The following is a 22151-nucleotide window of genomic DNA, read 5'->3' as shown; positions in this document are numbered from 1 at the left end:
GAAAATTATTGGGTGATGCTCTCGGGCAGAACCAGGCGGCGCAGACTAGCCAGCGCCAAAGGATTGGTTCCACTGACCGGATGGAAGTTGAAGCGCACGGTGCTGCCGTCATCCTTGGCCGACGAGCGCCACATGAGTTGCCCACCTTGCCCGTTCGCGTCGGTAACCTTGGCCATCGCCAGGAGGCGCATCAGTCCCATGCGTCCGGAGAAATTCGCCACCTCGGCATTAGCACCGGAGTTGGAAATCACCTGCAGGCGAGCTCCTTGCACATTGGTAGGGCTGGGCCACGAGAAAGTGGTCCAGATCTGGGGGCCGTTGCGGTAGCGCAGGGGCTGTCCATCAATTTCGATCAAAATCTCGCTTAGCCCGGGTGTCGGTACAGGCTGAAGCTCAAACTTGGACCCATCCCCTTCCTGGAACGACGTACTGACGTTCATCAGTTTCCCGGCACCGGAAAGAAAGGCCGGGCTAAACCGGATTCCCAGATTGGCCCAGGTCTTCGGCACCAGCGTTTCTCCCCGAAGCACGGCCAGAGAGCCGATCTGCTGGGTGATGAAGCGACTCAGGATGCCGTCTCCCGGCTTGAAGAACTTCCCCATTTCGGCCATGGACGCTTCATTACTGCTGTCGGCAAATGGGTATTTCCGCGAAAGAGACGACCAGGTGCCATACACCTGGGAAGACCAAGCCTTGTTGATCTCCTTCTCTGTCGGAGGTAGAAGGGCCGCATAACTGTTGATCAGGGGGCGAACCAGGAGGGGGCGCAAGTACTCACGGGCGTCCTCCCCTGTTGTCCCGAGGATGGCCACATCCACCACCTGCAGAGTTTCAGCCAGTTCGGAGCCACTTCCAGACAGGGTTTGCTGCATCAACTGCCGAGAGCCGGCACCGGGCTCATCAGAAGCTGCAATCGTTGCCAGCCGGATGCGAAGCTTGGACAGATGGGCAAGATAATCGGCCAATAGGGGGCCTGCAGCCTCTCCATTCCCAGCCAGGGCAGGAAGAATGGAAAATTGCCCGCCAACTTCCCCGAAGCGTCCCCCGTCGTTGCCCCCGTCTCCGCTGCGCCCGTTGATGAAGCGCTCGGTCTTCTCAATTACGGTGCTTTTTGCCGATTCGAGTCGCTTGGCCAGTTCAGAGGGATTGTCCCAGGCAGTTTCTTGAGAAGCCCGAACGATGATGGTACGCAAGGGCGACTTCTGGGCATCGCCCAGGCGGCCGATCAGAACCTGAGCCTCTTCTAGGCTGGCAAACTCCTTGACGGATATTCCCTGGAGAAATTTCTTCCACTCGCTTGCGTAATCAGCCTGATACATCGCTTCCAAGGCACGGCGATTACGCTCTACATCGCCATCCCGGCTCAGATCATCTGCAAGACTGGCGGCCAAGACCCAATCATCACCCTTGACCTCGCCGCGGCTGGCCTCGGCAATGGCATTCTGGAAATACTTGTCCCACGCTTCGCGAGTGAAGCTGCCTGGCACCGCATAACTGGCAGTGAAAAGGTCGGCATCTCTGTTGTTGAGGAGACGAGCTACGGTCATGGCCGGGAACTGCGTATTCCCCCGGGCCTTGAGTTCGTTGTACACACGCTCTTTTGCGGAAAGGCGCTTCAGGGCACTCCGCAGAATCTGGCGAGAGGCTTCAACCGTCTCCTGGCGGTTATCGATCAGGGGGAGATCAGGCTCCTGCAACTGGGATAAGTAAAAACCCACAATTCGCTCTGCCGAACGAACGACTTCAGGATCAAGTTGCCCATTGCTGCGGGATTCAAGCCATGGCCGCCAATAGCGAGGCAACTGGTCAGACAGATGCCCCATCTCCATTCGCTCCTGGAAATGCAGCATAAGATACGTTTTGAGCGCGTTATAGCCCTCTTCCAAACGTTTCTGCTCTCCCGCAGCACGTTCTCCATCAGGCGGCGCCACATCTCCCCCTGACTCTTTGCGTTGCATCTGCGCAAGCGCCTCCCTTGCATCGCGGGGACGATTGGAAAGTATTTGACTGCCGCTTGCTGCGACACGCTGTAGTCCATCTTGTACCGGAGAAGGAACGGCAGAAGGAAATTGGCGTTGTTCCGTCGGCGATACGCCCAAACCCGCGAGTCTCGCTTCAAGATTGGCTGCTACCGGTTGCAGCAGGAGACGTCTCACGCCGGCAAAATATTCCTGGCGTAGAACCGCTTCCACTTCATTTCCTCTATACAAGCCGAACCCTAGGCCCCAGGGCGAGCCATCCCGACGATAGCTATAGAGTTGCTCAATGCGCAGCTGCAGTACCTGCAAACCCTTCAACTGATCAGCCAGACTCTGACTACGGACCAGTTGCGCAGCAGTTGCCATTTCCGAATTGGCCGTTTCCAGCAATTTTTGATTGCCTACGAATGACCATGTCCAGGCACCGACCAGGAGAGAGGACAATACCAGCCCCCCAACAATACCCGCCAAACGCAGCTTTCCCACACTGGGCCTGGTTTGTCGCCCAACGAGGAACTGGTCCTCAAAGATCACCCGGCGGAATAGCTCGCGAAGAAAATAGCTGTGCCCCGAAGGCGGCTGGGTCACTTCAAAGCCGGACCGGGACAGCTCAAACTGAGCGGAAACCCTGGATCCCGCAGCAATACGGGGAACCCCCTCTTGCAGAGCACTGGTCAGATAGAAACCACGGAGCAGAGGCTTTGTATGGTAGGGGTCATCTTCGAAGAGAAGCTCGACAAAGTGGCAAACCCCCTCCTTGATGGCATGAAATTCGATCGGAAAGGCAAACAAGGAGGCGTTATTTGAACTCCCCCGATTGTTAGCCAGTTGCTCATTTCCACTCTGCACCAAGCCGCGATACAGCAGTTCGAAATGCTGGCCAACAACACGGGGAGCATCAAAGTCGCCAGCCTGCTCATGGGACAAGGTAGCCCCCCAGACACGGTGGCGCTCTTCCTCCGGCAGTACTTCGAAAAATTGACCAAAGCCGCCCAGCAAGTCGATCTTGGTTAACACCAGATAGACCGGAAGCTTGACACCAAACGCATCATCCACCTCGTTGATGCGCTCCCGCACCTGCCGTACATAGCTGGCAAAGGCTTCCGTCTTGTGCTTTGCCAGTTCGGGAAGACTGATGGCGACGATGATGCCGTTTAGCGGGGCCTTGGGACGATGGCGACGCAACAGCTTGAGAAATTCGAGCCACTCCTGGCGATCCTCCCGCTGCGTTGAGTAACGGCCAGCGGTGTCCAACAAGACACCCTCCGTAGAGAAAAACCAATCACAGTTACGCGTTCCGCCCACGCCTTGTATTCCAGCACCTCCCTTTTCCCCCAAAGGGAAGGTAAGGCCGGAATTAATGATGGCGCTCGATTTCCCTGCAGAAGGATGGCCGATCACCATGTACCAGGGCAGTTCATATAGAGCGGCCTTTCCTCTGGTCTTCCCGATATTGGATTTCTTCAGAGTTTCAATGGCATCCAGCAGACGGGTTCGGAGTGCAGCAACTTCCGCCCTCTTTTCAGGGGAAGCGGCCATCACAGCATCATCCCCCTGCTTACGTAGCACGCCCTCCAGCAAACCAGCGGCTCGTTCTGATAGCGCTTTTCCAACCAGAAGGATGGCAACCCATACCAGCATGACAGCGAATATCCACCCAAATCTTGCCTCCGGAGACTTCAGCCCGAACCACGGACCAAGGAACCAGATCAGGACAACAAGAACGAGGAAACCAATGGCCATCAGTACTTTTTGGTTGCGCAACAGATTCCGGAACATGCTCACTTATCCTTTTCTCTACACAAACAGAGTCATTCATTAACGCTGCGCCGACGCTGCGGCGCGGAGATTGTCTGCAATGGTGCCCGGAGCTTCGATATGAACCAGATCACGGAAACTCCATCGCCCCCCCCATACCAAGCCGACGGCCTCGGCCTCCTGCCCATATATTTCATAGACCCTTGCTGCCCACGGGTCTGCCTCCGAAATCACCAGATGCCCGTCCTGGAATGGGGCCAAATCAACAGCCAGGCCATATTGGTGCTTGCTTTGTCCGCCTCGGGCACCGGTAACTTTTGCTTCGCGGGAAGCCAACACTTCCTGTCGTTCCGGAGAGCGATAACCTTCAAGCAAGGCCATCCGCACTCCTCTCGCCTGCATGCGTTCCATGACTCGCAAAACCAATTGGGCAAATACAGGATCGAGCCGCCCCCAATCCCTATCGGCCGACTCAATAGATAGATTCTTGTCGTCCAGGTTCTCAAAGACTGTTGGTGGCAGCGCCTTGGGGGGTACCAACTTCTGCTCCTGCAAAACCAGGCCAACCGCTGCTTGATATCGATGCTCCCGATCGATTGGGGGAGCCAAGTCGACATCCTGACGAAACATAAAAATCAGGGCTGGAGTCATGGCAATTGCAAGCACCGGAGCCAGCACCACCCCGAGATGGCGACGACGAAGCAGAACATGAAAAACGAACCAAGACTTCGAGGCAGGAACAGGTTCGACATTCACCATCTCCGGCCCCTTCCTAGCTGTCTCAAGAGAGAAGCGCCTATCAACAGCCTCTCTCGCTTTTCCCGCCGCCCCCCTTTTCCCGTCACATCCCCTTGACCGGCTATCCGGACGGAGAAAGCAAAACCATCCGACCCATCCCAGAGAGGCAAACAGTCCCGCCATAGATAGCAAGAGCATCGGAATAAACCAGGCGTCAGACATCAAGGCAGGCACCTGCGGAAAACTTTAAAAACATATACAAATGCTCATATATCAATAGCAATACGAAAAACCGGATTTTTTGTCACGAATACAAATATCGCTTGTATTTCAATGCACTACAACGATTAAAAACAATCAATTTCGCAAAATCATACCTACAAAAGTGATATGACGATATGCAGAACACTACTTTAGTTGTACTTATGCAACGTTTTTTATAAATTTTGCACATAATCCGACAATGAACTAATATAGTCAACCGTCATAACCCAAACGCATCAATACACACTGCCAACGTCTCCAAGGACTTACCATGCGCCTGAACTCAAGGATTTTTTTTGCAACCAGCATTGTTGCCACCCTGCTTGCCAGCGGCTGTGCCTCCGGCCCTACCCGTTTTGATATCAAGACTTCGGGCGACCCAGTCATCAACCGGGACATTTCGGGCAAGCCTCTCTCGGTGGTGGTTCGTCTGTACCAGCTGAAGGATGCCAACGAGTTTTCCAAGCTGACATTTGCAACAGCTGCCAGCGGTCGCAGTGATGCCGAACTGTTCGGCCAAGAGTTCATTGAGCGCACGGAAGTTGTCGTGGTACCTGGAGCTCAAAAGGTCAATGCGGGAACCATTCTTCCGGAAGCCAAATACCTGGGTATCGTCGGTTACTTCCGCAATCCGGATCGCCATGCTTGGCGTTATCTAGTCAAAGCTGAAGACATTCGCCGCCACGGACTCACATTCACCGTACGCGACTGCTACCTGGAGCTTTCAGGAATCAAACCCGTAGCGATTCCGTCCCAACCCGAAGGCGCCAAGGCTGAATGTATCGACCCAGACCACCAGCCATCGGCCAATGGTCGTCCGTCCCCCACAAACAAGGCGGCCCCCATAGCCAAACCCAAAGCTAAGCGCCCTTCCGCAAAGCCCATCACCCAGCCCACCACTCCTCAGTGACGGAGCCATCTTGACTGTATCTTGTCGAGTTCTTTGGGGCGAAGGGATGTTCCTTCGCCCCCAGCACTTTCAGCAACAGGCACGCTACTACGAGTCACAACTCGCAAAAGTAGCCCGACTGAGTCTTCTGCATCCCTGGGGATTGCAGCGCCTGGAGATTGATCGGGAAGCGCTAGCGGGAGGCTTTCTTCGCCTGGCCCATTTGGAAGCCTTGTTCCAGGATGGAACGGCCTTCAACGCCCCCGCGGAGGAGCCGCTCCCGCCCCAACGCAATCTCAACGATCTGCCGCAGATATCCATGACTACGGTCGTCCACGCCTGCCTACCGGCCTACGATGAGTTCGGCGGAAATGCAATCCAGGACATTGGGCAAGCATCCAAGCCAATCCGCTATTCCCTAAGGCAGCGCCCATTGGCAGACCTTTTCACCAGTGCATTGGAGTCCGAGATCACCACGCTTCAAGCCAATGTTAGATTGATGCTTGAGGAAGAAAACCGCGATGGATTCATTTCGTTGCCGATCGCGCGTATTGCCAGAAATGCGGCTGGAAACTGGGGGATTGATGAAGACTACATCCCTCCGTTAATCGCCATTGAAGCCTCTACAGCTTTGATGGCCCAACTACGCCGGCTGATCGATATCCTTGAAGTCAAAAGTCAGGCACTTACCGCTACCCACAGGGAACGCAGCAAGGATGTGGTCGAGTATGGGACTACCGACATTGCCTCATTCTGGCTGCTGCATACCGTCAATCGTAGCTTTCCCTTGTTGAACCACATTCAACAATTCCCTGGCACCCATCCCGAACAGCTCTACTTGCAGCTGGCTCAATTGGCCGGTGAGTTGCTGACTTTTTCGTCGTCCCTGTCGCTAACCGAGATTCCAAACTACCGCCACCAGGACTCCACCTCGGTGTTCCGCAAGCTGGACGAACTGATCCGTACTCTTCTGGATACAGTCATCTCCAGCCGATACATGGTCATTCCCCTCACCAACAGCAAGACCTCGTTCTATGTTGGTCACCTGGAATCAGATCGACTCCTGGAAAAGACGGACTTCTATCTCTCAGTTTCCAGTGAAACAGCAATTCCAAATCTCACCGAAACGGTCCCGGTGAAACTCAAGGTTGGCGCTCCTGACGATGTGGAACGGGTACTCAATTCGGCCCTCGGGGGCATTCGACTGACCCATGCGGCCCAAACCCCCGCAGCAATTCCGGTCCGCGTAGGGAACCATTATTTTGCACTCGAACCCCACGGCACCATCTTCGAACGAATGATGAAGTCCCGGACTATCTGCATCTATGTTCCACAAGGGCTAATCGATTTGAAACTTGAACTGATTGCGGTATTCCGCTGAATGGAGACGATCCATGAATCTGGCCACAGCGCTTCCTACCTCCGAATCCCCTGCATTGCCACTGACAACGACGCCCACGGGACCGACTCTCAATGACCTACTCGAAGATGGTATCTATTTGCTATTCCTGTTGAGGGACGGCAATGCACCTGCCAGTGCTGCAGAGTTCAACAGTCGCATTGACCGCTTTCTATCCCAGTTTGAAATCAATGCCCGCAACTTCGGCAAAAGCCCGGAAGCAATCGCTGACGCAAAATTTGCGTTTTGTGCTCTGCTGGACGAAATCATATTCGCCTCGGACTTCGCCATCCGGGACGACTGGGAGTTGTCTCCCTTGCAACTGCGGCTTTTTGGCCAGCATCTGGCCGGGGAAGTGTTTTTCGACAAGCTGGAGAATCTGCGCCTCGACCCATTGGGCAATGTTGAAAGCCTCGAGGTATTCCACACCTGCCTTCTCCTGGGCTTTCAGGGGAAATACCTGATCGAGGGAACCGAACGTCTCAACTATCTGGTGGCTCGTCTCGGCCAAGAAATCATGCATGCACGGGGAGGTAAAGCTGAATTTGCCCCCCACTGGCGCTTGCCCTTCAAGTTCCAGGAATTTGTTCGTCATGAACTCCCGCTATGGCTTTACTACGCGCTACTGACCGGCATCGCAATTATCCTGTTCGTCACATTCAACTGGCTGCTGGGTAGCAAGGTAGGTACGTTGGCCAAGCAGGCCCCACCCAATGTCAGCGCGACCGCCCCGGTGCAAACACCTGCTCCGGCAACAATCCAGCAATAGACATGCACGCCGGTTACCACAAACTCGCGGTCAGACCCTCGGTGCTGGACCGTCTTCTCGATGATCACCCTCGGAATGCCGAAGATCGGGCAGATGAATCCTCACTGGATTTACGTCAATTCCGGCAAGTGGTAGCTCGGGATTTGGAAGCGCTCCTCAACACCAGGCGCTCTGACCCAAACGAAACGGCAATGGACTATCCGGAGTCCGCACAAACCATGCTCACCTTCGGGGTCATGGACCTCAACAGCCTATGTCTGCAGAACCCCGATGATCGCTCACTGTTACGGGAAGATATCCGGCGCGCGATTGAACGCTTTGAGCCACGGCTAAAACGGGTTCGAGTCTCCCTCGATACCGGGGGTGCCAGTGAGCGATCGCTGCGTTTTCGGGTTGCAGGAGTCCTGGCCCCCTATCCGAACCGGCCAACCGTGACCTTCGACGCCACTTTGCAGCTAGCTTCGAACTCCTATCGAGTAGAGAACAAGGACTGACATGCTGGACGAACTCCTGCCCTACTACGAACGGGAACTTGGCTACCTGCGCAAGCTTTCCGGAGAATTCGCCCAGCGCTATCCAAAGATTGCCCGGCGCCTGCAACTAGAAGGGGAGCAATGCGAAGATCCTCATGTGGAGCGCCTGATTGAGGCGTTCTCGTTCCTTTCGGCTCGCATTCATCGAAAAATCGATGATGAGTACCCGGAAATAGCCGAGTCCTTCCTTCAGGTTCTCTACCCCCACTACACCCAACCGTTCCCTTCTGCCACCATCGTTCACCTGGAAATCGATCCGATCAAGCCAGGTATTGCTGGTCGCTATGAAATTCCTCGCCACCACCCTCTGACATCACCTTCTGTTTCGGGAACGCAATGTCGTTTCCGAACCGCTTACGATGTTGAGTTGTGGCCCTTGACGGTAACTCAAGCAAAGCTCGAGTCGACTCAGGCATCGGAGTACCTGCGCCGCCTGACCTCCGGCAATGCAGCCGTTACCCTGGAACTGGAAACACTCGGCGGCATCCCCTGGTCTGCCCTGGACATCCACCGCCTTCGCTTCTTCCTCGATGGCGAAGCCCCCCTGATGTATTTGCTGCATGAGTTGCTCCTTTCCCGGATGACAGGCATCCGTATCGACGACGGCAGTGACGACCCAAGTCGCACCGTTCTCCTCGATAAAACGTCCCTGACTGAGGTGGGCTTTGCCGCCGAGGAAGGACTTCTCGACTACGACCATCGTTCCTTCCTCGGCTATCGCCTGCTCAGCGAGTACTTTGCCTTCCCGGAAAAATTCCTCTTTCTTGACCTTGCCGGCCTGGATGCTCCGGCCTTGCGCCACCCCGGAACAACGCTACGCATTCAGTTCTTCCTTGAACGCTACGGCAACGACGAGCGTCATAACCGGCTGCAGCAGACCCTCAGCCCCGGCAATTTCAAGCTAGGTTGCACGCCCGCCATCAATCTGTTCCGCCAGGCAGCCGAACCGATCCGGCTGAGCCATCAGCGTGAATCCTATGCGGTGGTGCCGGACAGCCGGAAACCTCGCTCCTTCGAGGTCATTTCCGTGGATTCCGTCACCCGGGTTGAAAAGGTTGGCACCAGAGAATCATCGGAACGCATCCCCCCCTTCTACAGCATCGGCCAGCATGGCCAGAAGCGTGTGCCATATTATTGGTATGCCAGCCGCAATAGATCTACCAGCGAAGGAGATCTCGGAACCGAAGTTGAAATGCACCTGGCAGACCTGGATTTCTCCCCGGTACGCCCTGAAGCAGAGGTCCTAAGTCTGGAACTCACCTGCAGCAACCGGGATGTGCCGGCCACCTTGGCATTTGGGGGAAATCAAGGGGACTTCCAACTCCCAGGACACTCCGTCGTCAGTCGCGTCCGCCCCCTGCGCAAGCCCACCGTCAGCCTGCGACCTCCGGCAAAGAGGGGAATGCAATGGCGCCTGGTATCCCACTTGGCCCTGAATCATCTCTCGATCGCGACCCAAGGCAAGGAGGCCTTGCAAGAACTGCTGGGGCTATACAACCCAGCTGAGGCCCAGGGTATTTCAAGGCAGATCGAAGGCATCCTGGCCATTGACAGCCGGCCCCATACGGCAAGGGTCACAGGCCCCCAGTTTTCAGGTTTCGTTCGCGGCACAGAGATTGATCTCATGTTAGACGAGCTCCATTACGTCGGCGTCGGCATTCATCTGTTCGCCACCGTACTGGAACGCTTCTTTGCGCTGTACTGCGCCCCCAACAGCTTTACCCGGCTACGGGTCTTCACCAAGCAACAGGAAGGTATCGTTTACCAATGGGCTCCTCGAGCGGGAACGGCTCTCGTGATCTGATCGCCGAGCTATGCTCGGCACCCGAACGCTTCGGCCTGTTTCAGGCGATACGTCTGCTCGCCTTGGCCGAAGGCACCCGGCATATTGATCAGGCGCTACCTGAAAGGGTCCGCTTCCGCACGCCGGCCACCCTGGCATTCCCGCCTAGCGAGATTGCTGCAATTCGTTCCACTGCGGGGCAAGACGAGGAGGAATTGCCATCCCTCGCATTGACTGTCGCCTGCATGGGGCTGACCGGCCCCTCCGGTGCCCTGCCGACCCATTACACCGAGTTGCTCATCGAGCGTCGCCAGCAATTCAAGGACGACACCGCCCATGCCTTCTTGGACCTGTTCTCCCACAGGGCCATCGCACTGTTTTATTCGGCATGGCGGAAATACCGTTTCCCACTCGCTTTCGAACAAGGCGGGGAAGACAGTTTTAGCCGCAGCCTGCGCTCCTTGATTGGACTGGGACTCACCAGGAAAGACGTAAATGGGCAGAAGGGAGCAGGACGAAACACCGCCGCCTCCCCGGAACTGAAGGAGCGCCTTCTCTTTTTCTCCGGCTTGCTGGCCCAAAGGCCCATCTCCGCTGAAGCCAGCGTCTCCATCGTACGCGGACTATTCCAGGTCCCCGCCAGCCTTGAGAATTTCGTCGGCCATTGGATTGCCGTTCCGCTACAGGAACAAACCCGTCTTGGCCAAAACGCGGCCGTCTTGGGTAGCAGCGCCTTCGCTGGCCAACGCATCTGGGACCGGCAAACACGGATTCGACTCAGCCTGGGGCCCTTGCGGGCTGAGGCATACCGCAACTTCCTCCCTGGCAATCCGGCAGCAGAGGAACTGGCTGAGACCTTGCGCTTTTGTGTCGGCCACGGTCTGGCCTGTGATGTTCGATTGATTCTTGACCGCAGGGACACGCCCTGCCTGCGCCTGGATTCTCGATCACCCGACCAAGCACGCCTAGGATTCGACACCTGGCTGACGCGCCAGGCATTTCAACACGACCCGGACGATGCCGCATTCGCCCTCCTTGCCTGAAAGATAAACCGTGAGCATTGATCGACTTCTATCTTCCTACGCCAGCGCCTTTGTACAAGAGTCGAGGCTGCTGGAGCTCCGGGTACTGGGAGTTGGTTCGGAGGAGTTGCTGCCGGTGGAAGCGAGGGGAGAAGAATCCGTCTCCGGCGACTACCGGGTGGAAGTGGGGTGCCTCTCCCCCGACACCCACCTGGAACTCAAGCAACTGATCGGCCGCATCGCCGAACTCAACCTGCTGCTGGCCGACGGCGGCCACAAGACCATCTCCGGCCTCATCGCCGAAGCCCGCCATGAAGGCGCCGACGGCGGCTTCTCCCGCTTCGCCCTGGTCATCGTCCCCGGCCTTTCCCTCCTCACCCACCGCACCAACAGCCGGGTCTTCCAGGACAAGAGCGTCCCCGAGATCGTGCACACCCTCCTGTCCGAACACCGGGACGCCGGTGGCCCCTGGGCTGCCGCCTGCCGCTGGCAGAACCGCCTGGCCAAGGACTACCCCCAGCGCTCCTACTGCCTGCAATACCGGGAATCCGACCGCGACTTCATCCGCCGCCTCCTGGCCGAAGAAGGCATCGCCACCCGCTACGAATTCCAGGAAGAGGACAGCAGCGGCCAGCGCCAGGACGACGCCACCCCCCTGCACACCCTGGTCCTCTTCGACGACCCCTACGAGCCCACCCCGGCCCAGCAGGAGAAGATCCGCTTCCACCGGGCCGACGCGAGCGAAGAGGCCGACAGCCTCACCGCCTGGGACACCGCCCGGCGCCTGCGCTCAGGCAAGAGCCAGCTCCTCGCCTGGGACTACAAACCCGTCACCCCCCTGCAGGCCGACGCCCCCGGCACCACCGACCAGGGCGAACAAGGGGGCCAGGTCGAAAGCCGGCTCGAAGCCTACGATCCCCAGGCCCACTACTACGGCGCCGACAACGACGACCTCTCCCGCTACACCCAGCTGCGGCAGGACAGCCGGGACCGGGCCGCCAAGGACTACCAGGGCCAGAGCAGCGTCCGGGGCCTCACCGCCGGCCAATGGTTCCAGCTCGAAGACCACCCCCGCCACGAAGGCGAAGACGACGACAGCCGCCGCTTCCTCGTCCGCAGCCTGAACTGGCACGCCAGGAACAACCTGCCCGGCGACCTGACGGACGGCCTGCCCGGCCTCCTGGCCAGCGCCGCCGGCCAGCGCGGCACAGCCAGCGATGCTGCCGGCGCCACCGGTGAGCAGCCCTACCGCAACACCTTCACCGCCGTCCGCCGGGACACCCCCATCGCCCCCGACTACGCCCCCTACCAGAAGCCCACCGCCAAAGGTCCCCAGACCGCCACCGTGGTCGGCCCCCAGGGCGAAGAGATCCATACCGACGACCTGGGGCGCATCAAGATCCAGTTCCACTGGGCCCGGGAACAGGACCACCCCGACGGCGGTGCCGCCCTGGACGACCGCTCCTCCTGCTGGATCCGGGTCGCCGTGCCCTGGGGCGGCGCCAACTGGGGCCACCAGTACCTGCCCCGGATCGGCCAGGAAGTCCTGGTGGAATTCCTCGAAGGCGACATCGACCGGCCCGTGGTCATGGCTGGGCTCTACAACGGCAGCCACCGCCCCCCCACCTACTCCGGGGCCGGCAGCCTGCCCGCCAACCGGACGCTCGCCGGGATCAAGAGCAAGGAATACAAAGGCAACGGCTACAACGAACTGCTCTTTGACGACAGCACCGGCGAACTGCGAGCCAAGCTCTCCAGCGAACACGGCAAGACCCAGCACAACCAGGGCTACCTGATCCACCCCCGGAGCGAAGGCAAAGGCCAGCCCCGGGGCGAAGGCTTCGAACAGCGCACCGACAAGGCCGGGGCCATCCGGGCTGCCCAGGGGCTGCTCCTGTCCACCGAAGCCAAGGCCGGGGCCAGCGGCAAACAGCTGGACCGGGAAGGCGCCCAGGGCCAGCTCGACGCCGCCTTCGCCCTGGCCCAGAGCCTGGCCGACAGCGCCGCCCAGCAGAACGCCGACAAGACCGAGACCGGAAAAGGGCGCCAGGATGCCGAAGGCAAGGCCAAGGCCAAGGGCACCCAATGGCATCTGAAGCAGGCCCTGGCGGCCTGGGAGAAGGGCAGCAACACCGATCCGGAACACAAGGGCGGCGCCAAGGAACAGCCGGACGAAGCCGGGCAGCAGCCCATCCTCGTCGCCAGCGCCGTGGCCGGGATCGGCATCACCACGCCCCAGTCCGCCACCTTTGCCACGGGGCAGAACTTCGACCAGGTCTCCGCCCGGGACACCAACCAGAGCACAGCCCGACGCTGGATCCACAACGTCGGCCAGTCCATCTCCCTCTTCGTCCAGGGCATCAAGGACAAGACCGCTATCAAGCTCTATGCCGCTAGGGGGAAGGTGGACGTGCAGGCTCAGAGCAGCAGCGTAGACCTGATCGCCAAACAGGAACTGGCCTTCACCGCCGCCACCCAGGACATCACCGCCAGCGCTGGCAAGGAACTGGTCGTCACCTCTGGCGGCGGCTATTTCAAGCTGGCCGGCGGCAACGCCAATTTTCACTGTCCCGGCACCCTGTCAATCAAATGCGCCAAGCTGGATTTGTCGGGGCCGGCAAGCATGACACCTTCCATCCCCCTACTCCCCGGAGCGTTAAAACGTTACGACGAACAGTTCCAAGCCCTGGGCCTGAGTGGCGGCAAAGCGCTTGCCAATCTCCCCTACCGTGCCACCTTCAGCGATGGTCGCATCATCACTGGCATCACCGACGAAGAAGGTCGTACGCAGCGCTTCTATGGAAGCTCCCCTCTCCCTGTCGAAATAAGCTGGGGAGGCCTGGTAGAAGGGCTGATGGACGAAGACCAGGACCGCTCATCCACTGACGACTGCTGTTAACTGCCATGACCAAGCCTGAAAAGAGCCAATCTGCAAACGCCCAGTGCGACATCAAGGGACTGCTCAACGAACAGGAAAACTCCTGTGTCACCCAACATCTCCCGGCACAAGTTGCTGTGACGTACGAAATCCATTTTGACCAGAAATTACGGCTGCCCTACGCCTTCTATTGGAACGGTGCCAAACAGCCGGAAAACAAGGTACTCAAACCAAAGCAAGCCACTGCCATCCTCACCATTCAAGCTCTGGTCAAAGAAGGGGACAAAATCGGTCTTTATCTAGGCAGTGACGCCTCCCCCGAATTCAGACAGGAACTGCTTTACCCCCTGACTGTGGGCAGCAAAGACATCAAAGCCATTATTAAAACCAAGAAAGATCCACAGGACGATGTCGCCGAACTGAAACCAGTCACCCTAACAGATGCCGATAAAAACAGCACGGAATCACGATATGAAGGATGGCTTACCGGTGACATCTGGATGCGCTTCAGCCACCGATACAGTGCGAAAGAGGCGACCGCTCATCTTCTGAATGCCGGAGAAAAAGATACTGGCATCGCCAAAGCAATAGCCGATTTATACGGTGGTTCCGTCAATACAAAAACAGGATACAGCGTTCAATTTGACAACAAAAACAATTGCCAGATTATTTTTCAAACAGGATCAGACGCCAACTGTCGGGCAAATATCAAAAAGGGCTACGACTTTGCTCGGGAGGGTCTGCCCCGCGTCCATCCCCGTACCTGGATTGCTTTTCTTCAGGCAGCGAGAGACTGCAGTATTTCATCTATGGAAATAACATCCGGCTGGCGCCCAATGCTCGGCAGTGCAACACATCGAATTGGTTTAGGTTTGGACATAAAATCTGTCAAAAAATCCGATGGAAGCACTGCAGTTTTCGATAAAACAAATAAAAGCCTTTGGCAAAGTGAAGAAGAAAAAGCAGCCCATACCGAATGGGTGAAGTCTGAACAAAAACTAACAGAAGCAAAAATTGCACTCGCGAATGCAAGTAAAAATGTAAAACAAGCAAAAGGCGAGATTGGGATTCAGAATGCAAAAGAGCGAGAGGCACAATCAAAAAACGAATATAAAGAAGCAGAGGTGAAAGCCAATGATACAAAAGATATTTTTCAGAAAAAACACAAAAACTCTACGACAAGCAATTTTGAACAAACTTTAACCAAAAATCCTTTGATAAAGCAAATTTTTGATCCTCTCCTAATGGATATTGACACTCACGACCAGCAGGAAGCAGATGCCAACTTAAACCTGTCTGGCAACGATAAAAATCACCAAAACCATTTGCATATTACTGCAAATGATACATATCTCCTGCCATGAAAAGTACTCTATGCATGCTATCTCAATCGCCCTTCTGTCATTAACACTATCATTCACTTCTTACGCAGCAACGTATGACTCCGAATGGTATCACTGGCTAAATGACTACCCTTGGCCTGCACGCTACATCATTGTTGTAGCTGAGCGCTACGATGGGGTTATAAATGTTTCTCGAATGATAAACAAAAAAGCCGACGAAAAGAAATCTCCAGAATTCAGAAGCTATGAAGAGTTGTTCGATCCAATATTTCCCTTACAGGGATTGTCATTTTCGAATCAAGAATTAAATATCTACGACGACAATTACGACCGATACGAACAGCTTGGCCTTCAACTTATTGAATTTGATAAAACCGGTTTAGTGCTAACACCTAATCGCTCTCTTCAACCACTTCGTGCAAGACAAACTCGGGATGGGGAGAAGCAACGCGTAGTTATGTTAGTCGAAGGAGATGGAAAACCGGGGAACTACTGGTATCGGCTAGGAAATTGGTTTGATGGATTCCCTTCGGGAGACGGGGGCGAATTCACTCCAGCCCTATGCCACCGACACTGGGATGACGGCCGCTACGCCAAAAACAGCAGCGATGCCTATTTCCATCCCAAACAAAAGTTTGACCGCAAAAAGGTGGAAGCGGATATCGGTCTTTTTGGTTGCCGCGAATGGACTTACCAGCTTTACCGTCGCCCGCCCCATATGGGCCTGCAGGACTCCCCCCCGGGGCCGCCCTATATCGATGTCACCAGCTACGGCGGCAAACATGGGGAGAAAACCCGTATCGGCGATTTTCTCGGCTGGGCCCAATTCGACGACCCGCCTCGCCCCGTAATCGGTAAACACGGTAAATACTGGGTTTGCCTGCACGAATGCCCAGATGGGGAGAAACCCGGACTTATCCCGGACATCAAGGAGTGGACCGGCAAACGCGGCTGGCCCCTGCCCAAGCCCACCCCCACATTCCCTGACAGCAAATTCAAGAACCCATATAAACCGGAGAACCCGGATTGATCCGGAATGCAGAGTGAATCCACCGACATCGATGGCTTTCCTCCTAGCCACTCCTTGATAGCCTCAGCCGCCCCATACGCAGACATGATGGCCATTTTATTTTTTCTCTCACGTCCCTAATGACCACCAACCTCAAATCTCTGTTCGGTAAACTGACCACGAGCATATGCAAGAGCGTTGACAGTGTTCGTTTCCATATTGTTTTTGCATCCCTTTTCGCCCTTCCAATTTCAGTTTTGGCAGAAAACGATGGCTCTGAGTGGTATCGCTGGCTTAATGATTACCCATGGTCCGCTCGATATATCATATTGGTTGCAGGACGATATGAGGCCGTACTATATGCTGCACGGAAAGCTAATGAACGTGCAGACAAGAACGAAAGTCCAGAATTTAGGAATTATGAGGAATTGTTTGATCCAATTTTTCCTCTACAGGGCGAACCATTCGCCAATCAGTATCTAAAAGTCTATGACGACACTTACGACGAATACGGCCAACTAGGTGTTCAAGTCATCACATTTGACAAGGACGGTCGAGTATTAACTCCCAACCGTTCAAAACAGCCGCTACGAGCAAGACAAACGCGGGGAGGCGAAAATCAACGCATGACCCTACTGGTAGCAGGGGAGGGACAGCCAGGAGACTACTGGTACTGGCTTGGAGACTGGTTCGACGGCTTTCCATCTGGTGACGGCGGAGAATTTACTCCCGCCCTCTGCCACCATAGTTGGGACGACGGCCGCTACGCCAAGAACAGCAGCGATGCCTATTTCCATCCCAAACAGAAGTTCGACCGCAAAAAAGTGGAGACGGATATCGGTCTATTCGGTTGCCGCGAATGGACTTACCAGCTTTACCGTCGCCCTCCCCATATGGGCCTGCAGGAGTTCCCCCCGGGGCCGCCCTATATCGATGTCACCAGCTACGGTGGCAAACATGGGGAGAAAACCCGTATCGGCGATTTCCTCGGCTGGGCCCAATTCGACGATCCGCCTCGCCCCGTCATCGGTAAACACGGCAAATACTGGGTTTGCCTGCACGAATGCCCGGATGGGGAGAAGCCCGGGCTCATACCGGACATCAAGGAGTGGACCGGCAAACGCGGCTGGCCTCTGCCCAAGCCCACCCCCACATTCCCCGACAGCAAATTCAAGAACCCATACAAGCCGGAGAACCCGGATTGACTTCTGATGCATGCCCCCTCAAGTCAACTTGATAATAGCCAGACCATATCGAATGGAGCAGCACTGGAGCAATGAAATTTACAATTGGAATTTTCCTAGTACTACTTACACCAACCTTAAACGCCAAAAACATCTATTCATTTGATGATTATTACAAAAGCCAGACCGATCATGTTTTCAGAAAAATCGACAATACTGATCGAAAAACGCTATATGAAAGCAACGGAAAAATTACAGATAAAATCACCACAAAGTCGCAAAAAACAAAAATAACTTACAACGGGGAAAATTTATACTTAAATAACAAGCCCGTTAAAATTAAAAACCTAACAAACAAAAAACTTCCAAAACTAGACGCCAGCTTATTACAGCTATACACCCCAGTATCCAACAAAATGCCGCCCAATTTCTTTTGTATTGACACATGGGCATTGCATGCAAACAGTACCGCTCAGCGCGAGAAATACATCATTTTCTTTACAGACAAAAGAAACCCATCCGGATATCTTATCCCTGGATACCTATCTTCATGTATTGCAATTCGTTATTCGAGCAGCAAAAAAATAACATTCCCAGTTATTCAAATAAAAAACGAAAAATCAAATGAACAGTCCATCACCATCCAATACAAAATACTGAGTCATGGCAAAACATTAGATACAGAAGAGAAACACACTGGAAAGTTCATTGATGCAGATGACGTACACCACTTTTATCTAGACAACGCAGAATAAAATCAGACATAAATCTATGTGGAACGTAAAAGTATTATTCTTGTTATTCGTGACCTCTATGGCTCAAGCAGCCCAATATAGCTTAAATTGGTATCACTGGCTTAATGATTACCCATGGCCCGCTCGATATATAATCGTGGTTTCTGGTCGATATGAGAGTGTTTTGTACGTTGCGCAAAAAGCTAACAAACGAGCCGACACAGAGAAAAGTCCGGAATTTAGAAAATATGAAGAGCTATTTACTCCGACCTACCCACTAAAAGACACACATTTCTCAAATCAAAACTTGATGGGCTATTCGGATTACTATGAAGAATATGGGCAACTTGGCTTTCAAGTAATTGAATTTGACAAAACCGCTCAAGTACTAACATCAAATAGTTCTTTATCTCCACTGAAAGCACGCCAAACACGAGATGGAGATAAAAATCGAGTCGCAATGCTAGTAGCTGGAGAAGGGTTACCCGGCGATTATTGGTACTGGCTGGGAGACTGGTTCGACGGCTTTCCATCTGGTGACGGCGGAGAATTTACTCCCGCCCTCTGTCACCATAGTTGGGACGATGGCCGCTACGCCAAAAACAGCAGCGATGCCTATTTCCATCCCAAACAAAAGTTTGACCGCAAAAAGGTAGAAGCGGATATCGGTCTTTTCGGTTGCCGCGAATGGACTTACCAGCTTTACCGTCGCCCACCCCATATGGGCCTGCAGGAATTCCCCCCGGGGCCGCCCTATATCGATGTCACCAGCTACGGTGGCAAACATGGGGAGAAAACCCGCATAGGCAATTTTCTCGGCTGGGCCCAATTCGACGACCCGCCTCGCCCCGTCATCGGTAAACACGGCAAATACTGGGTTTGTCTGCACGAATGCCCGGATGGGGAGAAACCCGGACTCATACCGGACATCAAGGAGTGGACCGGCAAACGCGGCTGGCCTCTGCCCAAGCCCACCCCCACATTCCCCGACAGCAAATTCAAGAACCCATACAAGCCGGAGAACCCGGATTGACTTGGAATGCGGCTCGAAACCATCGACATCAATAGTTTCCCCCCAGTCATTCCTTAACAAACTCAGCCGCCAGCGCAGACATGGTGGCCAATTTCAACTTTTTCTCTCAACGCCCCCATGACCACCAACCTCAAATCCCTGATCGGCAAACTGACCCCGGCTACGCGCCGGGCCCTGGAATCGGCGGCCAACGTTGCCCTGGCGCGAACCCACCACGAGGTGGACATCGAGCATGTCCTCCTGGAAATGCTTGACCAGAGCGAAGGAGACCTGCCCCCCATACTCAAGGCCCTGGGTGTGCCGGAAGGTCGCCTGCGGGAAGAGTTGATGGCCGGACTGGCCGGGTTGAAAAGCGGCAACAGCCGCAATCCGGCGCTTTCCGAGCGGATTCCCCGCTGGCTGGAAGCTTCCTGGCTGCTGGCCAGCGTCGATTTCGGCGCCCAGCGGCTGCGCGGCGGCTTCCTGTTGCTGGGCTTGCTGGCGACACCGGAACTGTTCCGGGCTATCGAGCATTCCTGTCGCAGCCTGGCCGGGCTCTCCCTTGGGGAATTTCGGGAACAACTGCCAGCCCTGCTACGCCATGCACCTGAAAGCCGCAACCAGGGAGAAGGCGCCTCCGGTCTCGCGGCCGAAGCCGGCACAGACACCATCAGCGGACCGGCCACGGCCGGCCCGGCGCCCAACCTGGACCGCTACACCGTGGACCTGACGGCCCAGGCCCGGGCCGGCAAGATCGACCCGGTGCTGGGGCGGGAAGGGGAAATCCGGCAGATGATCGATATCCTGCTGCGGCGGCGCCAGAACAATCCCATCCTCACCGGCGAGCCGGGAGTCGGCAAAACTGCGGTGGTGGAGGGTTTGGCCCTGCGTATCGCCGCCGGAGAAGTCCCCGAGCCCCTGCTCAACGTGGCTCTGCGCACCCTGGATCTGGGGCTGCTGCAGGCCGGCGCCAGCGTCAAAGGCGAATTCGAGAACCGGCTGCGGGGCGTCATTGACGAGGTCAAGGCCAGCCTGGTGCCCGTCATTCTTTTCATCGACGAAGCCCACACCATGATCGGCGCCGGCGGTCAGGCCGGCCAGAACGATGCCGCCAACCTGCTCAAGCCGGCCCTGGCCCGGGGCGAACTGCGCACCATCGCCGCCACCACCTGGGCCGAATACAAGAAGTACTTCGAAAAGGACGCGGCCCTGGCCCGCCGTTTCCAGGTGGTCAAGGTTGAAGAGCCCGATGAGGACAATGCCGTCCAGATGCTGCGCGGCGTGGTGCAAACCATGGAGGAGCACCACAAGGTACGCATTCTGGACGAAGCGGTGGTGGAAGCGGTGAAGCTCTCCGCCCGCTACATTGCCGGCCGGCAACTGCCGGACAAGGGCGTCAGCGTGCTGGACACGGCTTGCGCCCGGGTCGCCCTGTCGCGGGCCGCCAAACCGGCCGTGGTGGAAGACCTGACCCGGCTGGTGGAAAATGTGGATCGGGAAATCGCCGCCCTCACCCGGGAGCAGGACGAGGCTGCCCACGGCCCCCGTATCGCGGAATTGCAGGCCCGGCGGGCCGTTCTGGCCGCAGACCTGGCGGTGCAGCAGCAGGCCCAGGCCGAACAGCAGACCCTGATCGAGGCCATCCACAATGCCCGGCAGGAACTGGCGGCCCTGCCCGCCTCCACAGACACCATCCAACCGGCCGCCAAGGGCAAGCGCAAGATCGCGGCGGCGGACGATCCTCGGTCGGCGGCCCGGGAGCGCCTGCTGGCGGCCCAGGCCCGGCTCCATGAATTGCATCAGGTGGATCCCCTGGTCTACGACTGCGTGGATGGTGCCACCGTCGCCGAGATTGTCTCTTCCTGGACCGGCATTCCCCTGGGCCGCATGTTGACCGACGAAATCGACAACGTGCGCAACCTGCAATCCCTGCTGGAACAACGGGTGGTCGGCCAGAATCACGCCCTGGACCTGATCGCCCGACGCCTGCGCATCGCCCGGGCAAACCTGGAAGACCCGGGCAAACCCAAAGGCGTCTTCCTGCTGGTGGGCCCCTCCGGCGTCGGCAAGACGGAAACGGCCCTGGCCCTGGCGGACGTGCTCTACGGCGGCGAACGCAATCTGGTCTGCATCAACATGTCGGAATACCAGGAGGCCCACAGCGTTTCTGGCCTCAAAGGCTCCCCCCCGGGCTACGTCGGCTATGGCGAAGGCGGCGTGCTCACCGAAGCGGTACGGCGCCGGCCCTATACGGTGGTTCTGCTGGATGAAGTGGAAAAGGCCCACCCGGACGTACTCGAGCTGTTCTTCCAGGTCTTCGACAAGGGGGTTCTGGAAGACGCAGAAGGACGGGAAGTGGATTTCCGCAACACCGTCATCCTGCTCACCTCCAACGTCGGCACCGATCTCATCATGAAGGCGGTGGAACACGGGGTGAAGGTGGACGGCAAATCCCGGGCACCGACCCCGGAGGACCTGGCCGAACTGCTGCGGGCCGACCTGCAGAAGGCATTCAAACCCGCCTTCCTCGGCCGGCTCAACGTGGTGCCCTATTTCCCGGTGCAGGACGAAGTCCTGAAACGCATCATCCGGCTCAAGCTGGAACGGGTCAAAGCCCGCATCAAGACCAACCACGGCGCTGAACTGGAGTATGGCGACGCCCTGGTGGAACTGGTGGCCAGCCGCTGCACCGAAGTGGACAGCGGCGCCCGCAACGCCGATGCCATCATCGCCGACGCGGTGCTGGCAGCCATTTCCGATGCGGTGCTGGAGCGCATGGCTGCCGGCGAGCCGGTGCACAAAGTCAGTCTTAAGGTGAAGAAGGGCCAGCTGTCCGTCAGCGTTGCCTGACGCCCGG

General features: G+C 56.5%; 15 protein-coding genes. 13 read left to right on the top strand and 2 right to left on the bottom strand.

The window, feature by feature from the left end:
- Positions 1-5: 5 nt before the first annotated feature.
- Together tssM and OEL49_RS04135 are read right to left on the bottom strand one after the other, a co-directional pair.
- The gene (tssM, locus tag OEL49_RS04140) at positions 6-3758 is read right to left on the bottom strand and encodes a type VI secretion system membrane subunit TssM (protein ID WP_287874066.1); all 3753 of its coding nucleotides are present in this window, start codon (positions 3756-3758) and stop codon (positions 6-8) included.
- Between the two features lie 39 nt (positions 3759-3797).
- Positions 3798-4496: a M15 family metallopeptidase gene (locus tag OEL49_RS04135; RefSeq protein ID WP_287874065.1), complete on the bottom strand. Its 699-nt coding sequence runs from the start codon at positions 4494-4496 to the stop codon at positions 3798-3800.
- Between the two features lie 514 nt (positions 4497-5010).
- Between OEL49_RS04135 and tssJ the strand changes: the two genes are divergently transcribed.
- From tssJ to tssH, 13 genes are all read left to right on the top strand, one after another.
- On the top strand, positions 5011-5649 hold the full coding sequence (tssJ, locus tag OEL49_RS04130) for a type VI secretion system lipoprotein TssJ (protein ID WP_287874064.1): 639 nt from the start codon (positions 5011-5013) through the stop codon (positions 5647-5649).
- A gap of 10 nt (positions 5650-5659) precedes the next feature.
- On the top strand, positions 5660-7009 hold the full coding sequence (gene tssK / locus OEL49_RS04125; protein ID WP_287874063.1) for a type VI secretion system baseplate subunit TssK: 1350 nt from the start codon (positions 5660-5662) through the stop codon (positions 7007-7009).
- Between the two features lie 13 nt (positions 7010-7022).
- A complete protein-coding gene (gene icmH / locus OEL49_RS04120) occupies positions 7023-7796 on the top strand; it encodes a type IVB secretion system protein IcmH/DotU (protein WP_287874062.1) in 774 nt (257 codons plus the stop codon).
- A 2-nt stretch (positions 7797-7798) separates the two neighbouring features.
- On the top strand, positions 7799-8290 hold the full coding sequence (tssE, locus tag OEL49_RS04115) for a type VI secretion system baseplate subunit TssE (protein ID WP_287874061.1): 492 nt from the start codon (positions 7799-7801) through the stop codon (positions 8288-8290).
- 1 nt (position 8291) lies between these two features.
- Positions 8292-10133: a type VI secretion system baseplate subunit TssF gene (gene tssF, locus OEL49_RS04110; protein ID WP_287874060.1), complete on the top strand. Its 1842-nt coding sequence runs from the start codon at positions 8292-8294 to the stop codon at positions 10131-10133.
- The gene (gene tssG, locus OEL49_RS04105; RefSeq protein ID WP_287874059.1) at positions 10097-11155 is read left to right on the top strand and encodes a type VI secretion system baseplate subunit TssG; all 1059 of its coding nucleotides are present in this window, start codon (positions 10097-10099) and stop codon (positions 11153-11155) included. The genes tssF and tssG overlap by 37 nt, the downstream gene beginning before the upstream one ends.
- 10 nt (positions 11156-11165) lie before the next feature.
- Positions 11166-14033: a type VI secretion system Vgr family protein gene (locus OEL49_RS04100; RefSeq protein WP_287874058.1), complete on the top strand. Its 2868-nt coding sequence runs from the start codon at positions 11166-11168 to the stop codon at positions 14031-14033.
- Between the two features lie 5 nt (positions 14034-14038).
- Positions 14039-15376 (top strand): hypothetical protein, encoded by a 1338-nt coding sequence (locus OEL49_RS04095; protein WP_287874057.1) that lies wholly within the window; start codon positions 14039-14041, stop codon positions 15374-15376.
- A 10-nt stretch (positions 15377-15386) separates the two neighbouring features.
- Positions 15387-16385: a hypothetical protein gene (locus tag OEL49_RS04090; RefSeq protein WP_287874056.1), complete on the top strand. Its 999-nt coding sequence runs from the start codon at positions 15387-15389 to the stop codon at positions 16383-16385.
- Positions 16386-16504: 119 nt separating this feature from the next.
- The gene (locus OEL49_RS04085) at positions 16505-17569 is read left to right on the top strand and encodes a hypothetical protein (protein ID WP_287874055.1); all 1065 of its coding nucleotides are present in this window, start codon (positions 16505-16507) and stop codon (positions 17567-17569) included.
- A 71-nt stretch (positions 17570-17640) separates the two neighbouring features.
- On the top strand, positions 17641-18303 hold the full coding sequence (locus tag OEL49_RS04080) for a hypothetical protein (RefSeq protein WP_287874054.1): 663 nt from the start codon (positions 17641-17643) through the stop codon (positions 18301-18303).
- A 16-nt stretch (positions 18304-18319) separates the two neighbouring features.
- On the top strand, positions 18320-19315 hold the full coding sequence (locus tag OEL49_RS04075; protein WP_287874053.1) for a hypothetical protein: 996 nt from the start codon (positions 18320-18322) through the stop codon (positions 19313-19315).
- Positions 19316-19432: 117 nt separating this feature from the next.
- Complete coding sequence (gene tssH / locus OEL49_RS04070) at positions 19433-22144, top strand: type VI secretion system ATPase TssH (protein WP_287874052.1); 2712 nt, start codon at positions 19433-19435, stop codon at positions 22142-22144.
- Positions 22145-22151 lie beyond the last annotated feature (7 nt).

Origin of the sequence: Azospira sp., assembly GCF_030247495.1 — a bacterium.
Taxonomy (GTDB): Bacteria; Pseudomonadota; Gammaproteobacteria; order Burkholderiales; family Rhodocyclaceae; genus Azospira; species Azospira oryzae.
This window is presented reverse-complemented; position numbering and strand designations above follow the sequence as displayed.

Coding starts and splice junctions, on each gene's coding strand:
- tssM (WP_287874066.1), bottom strand. CDS start 3,758: ATGTTCCGGAATCTGTTGCGCAACCAAAAAGTACTGATGGCCATTGGT.
- OEL49_RS04135 (WP_287874065.1), bottom strand. CDS start 4,496: ATGGTGAATGTCGAACCTGTTCCTGCCTCGAAGTCTTGGTTCGTTTTT.
- tssJ (WP_287874064.1), top strand. CDS start 5,011: ATGCGCCTGAACTCAAGGATTTTTTTTGCAACCAGCATTGTTGCCACC.
- icmH (WP_287874062.1), top strand. CDS start 7,023: ATGAATCTGGCCACAGCGCTTCCTACCTCCGAATCCCCTGCATTGCCA.
- tssE (WP_287874061.1), top strand. CDS start 7,799: ATGCACGCCGGTTACCACAAACTCGCGGTCAGACCCTCGGTGCTGGAC.
- tssF (WP_287874060.1), top strand. CDS start 8,292: ATGCTGGACGAACTCCTGCCCTACTACGAACGGGAACTTGGCTACCTG.
- tssG (WP_287874059.1), top strand. CDS start 10,097: ATGGGCTCCTCGAGCGGGAACGGCTCTCGTGATCTGATCGCCGAGCTA.
- OEL49_RS04095 (WP_287874057.1), top strand. CDS start 14,039: ATGACCAAGCCTGAAAAGAGCCAATCTGCAAACGCCCAGTGCGACATC.
- OEL49_RS04090 (WP_287874056.1), top strand. CDS start 15,387: ATGCATGCTATCTCAATCGCCCTTCTGTCATTAACACTATCATTCACT.
- OEL49_RS04085 (WP_287874055.1), top strand. CDS start 16,505: ATGACCACCAACCTCAAATCTCTGTTCGGTAAACTGACCACGAGCATA.
- OEL49_RS04080 (WP_287874054.1), top strand. CDS start 17,641: ATGAAATTTACAATTGGAATTTTCCTAGTACTACTTACACCAACCTTA.
- OEL49_RS04075 (WP_287874053.1), top strand. CDS start 18,320: ATGTGGAACGTAAAAGTATTATTCTTGTTATTCGTGACCTCTATGGCT.
- tssH (WP_287874052.1), top strand. CDS start 19,433: ATGACCACCAACCTCAAATCCCTGATCGGCAAACTGACCCCGGCTACG.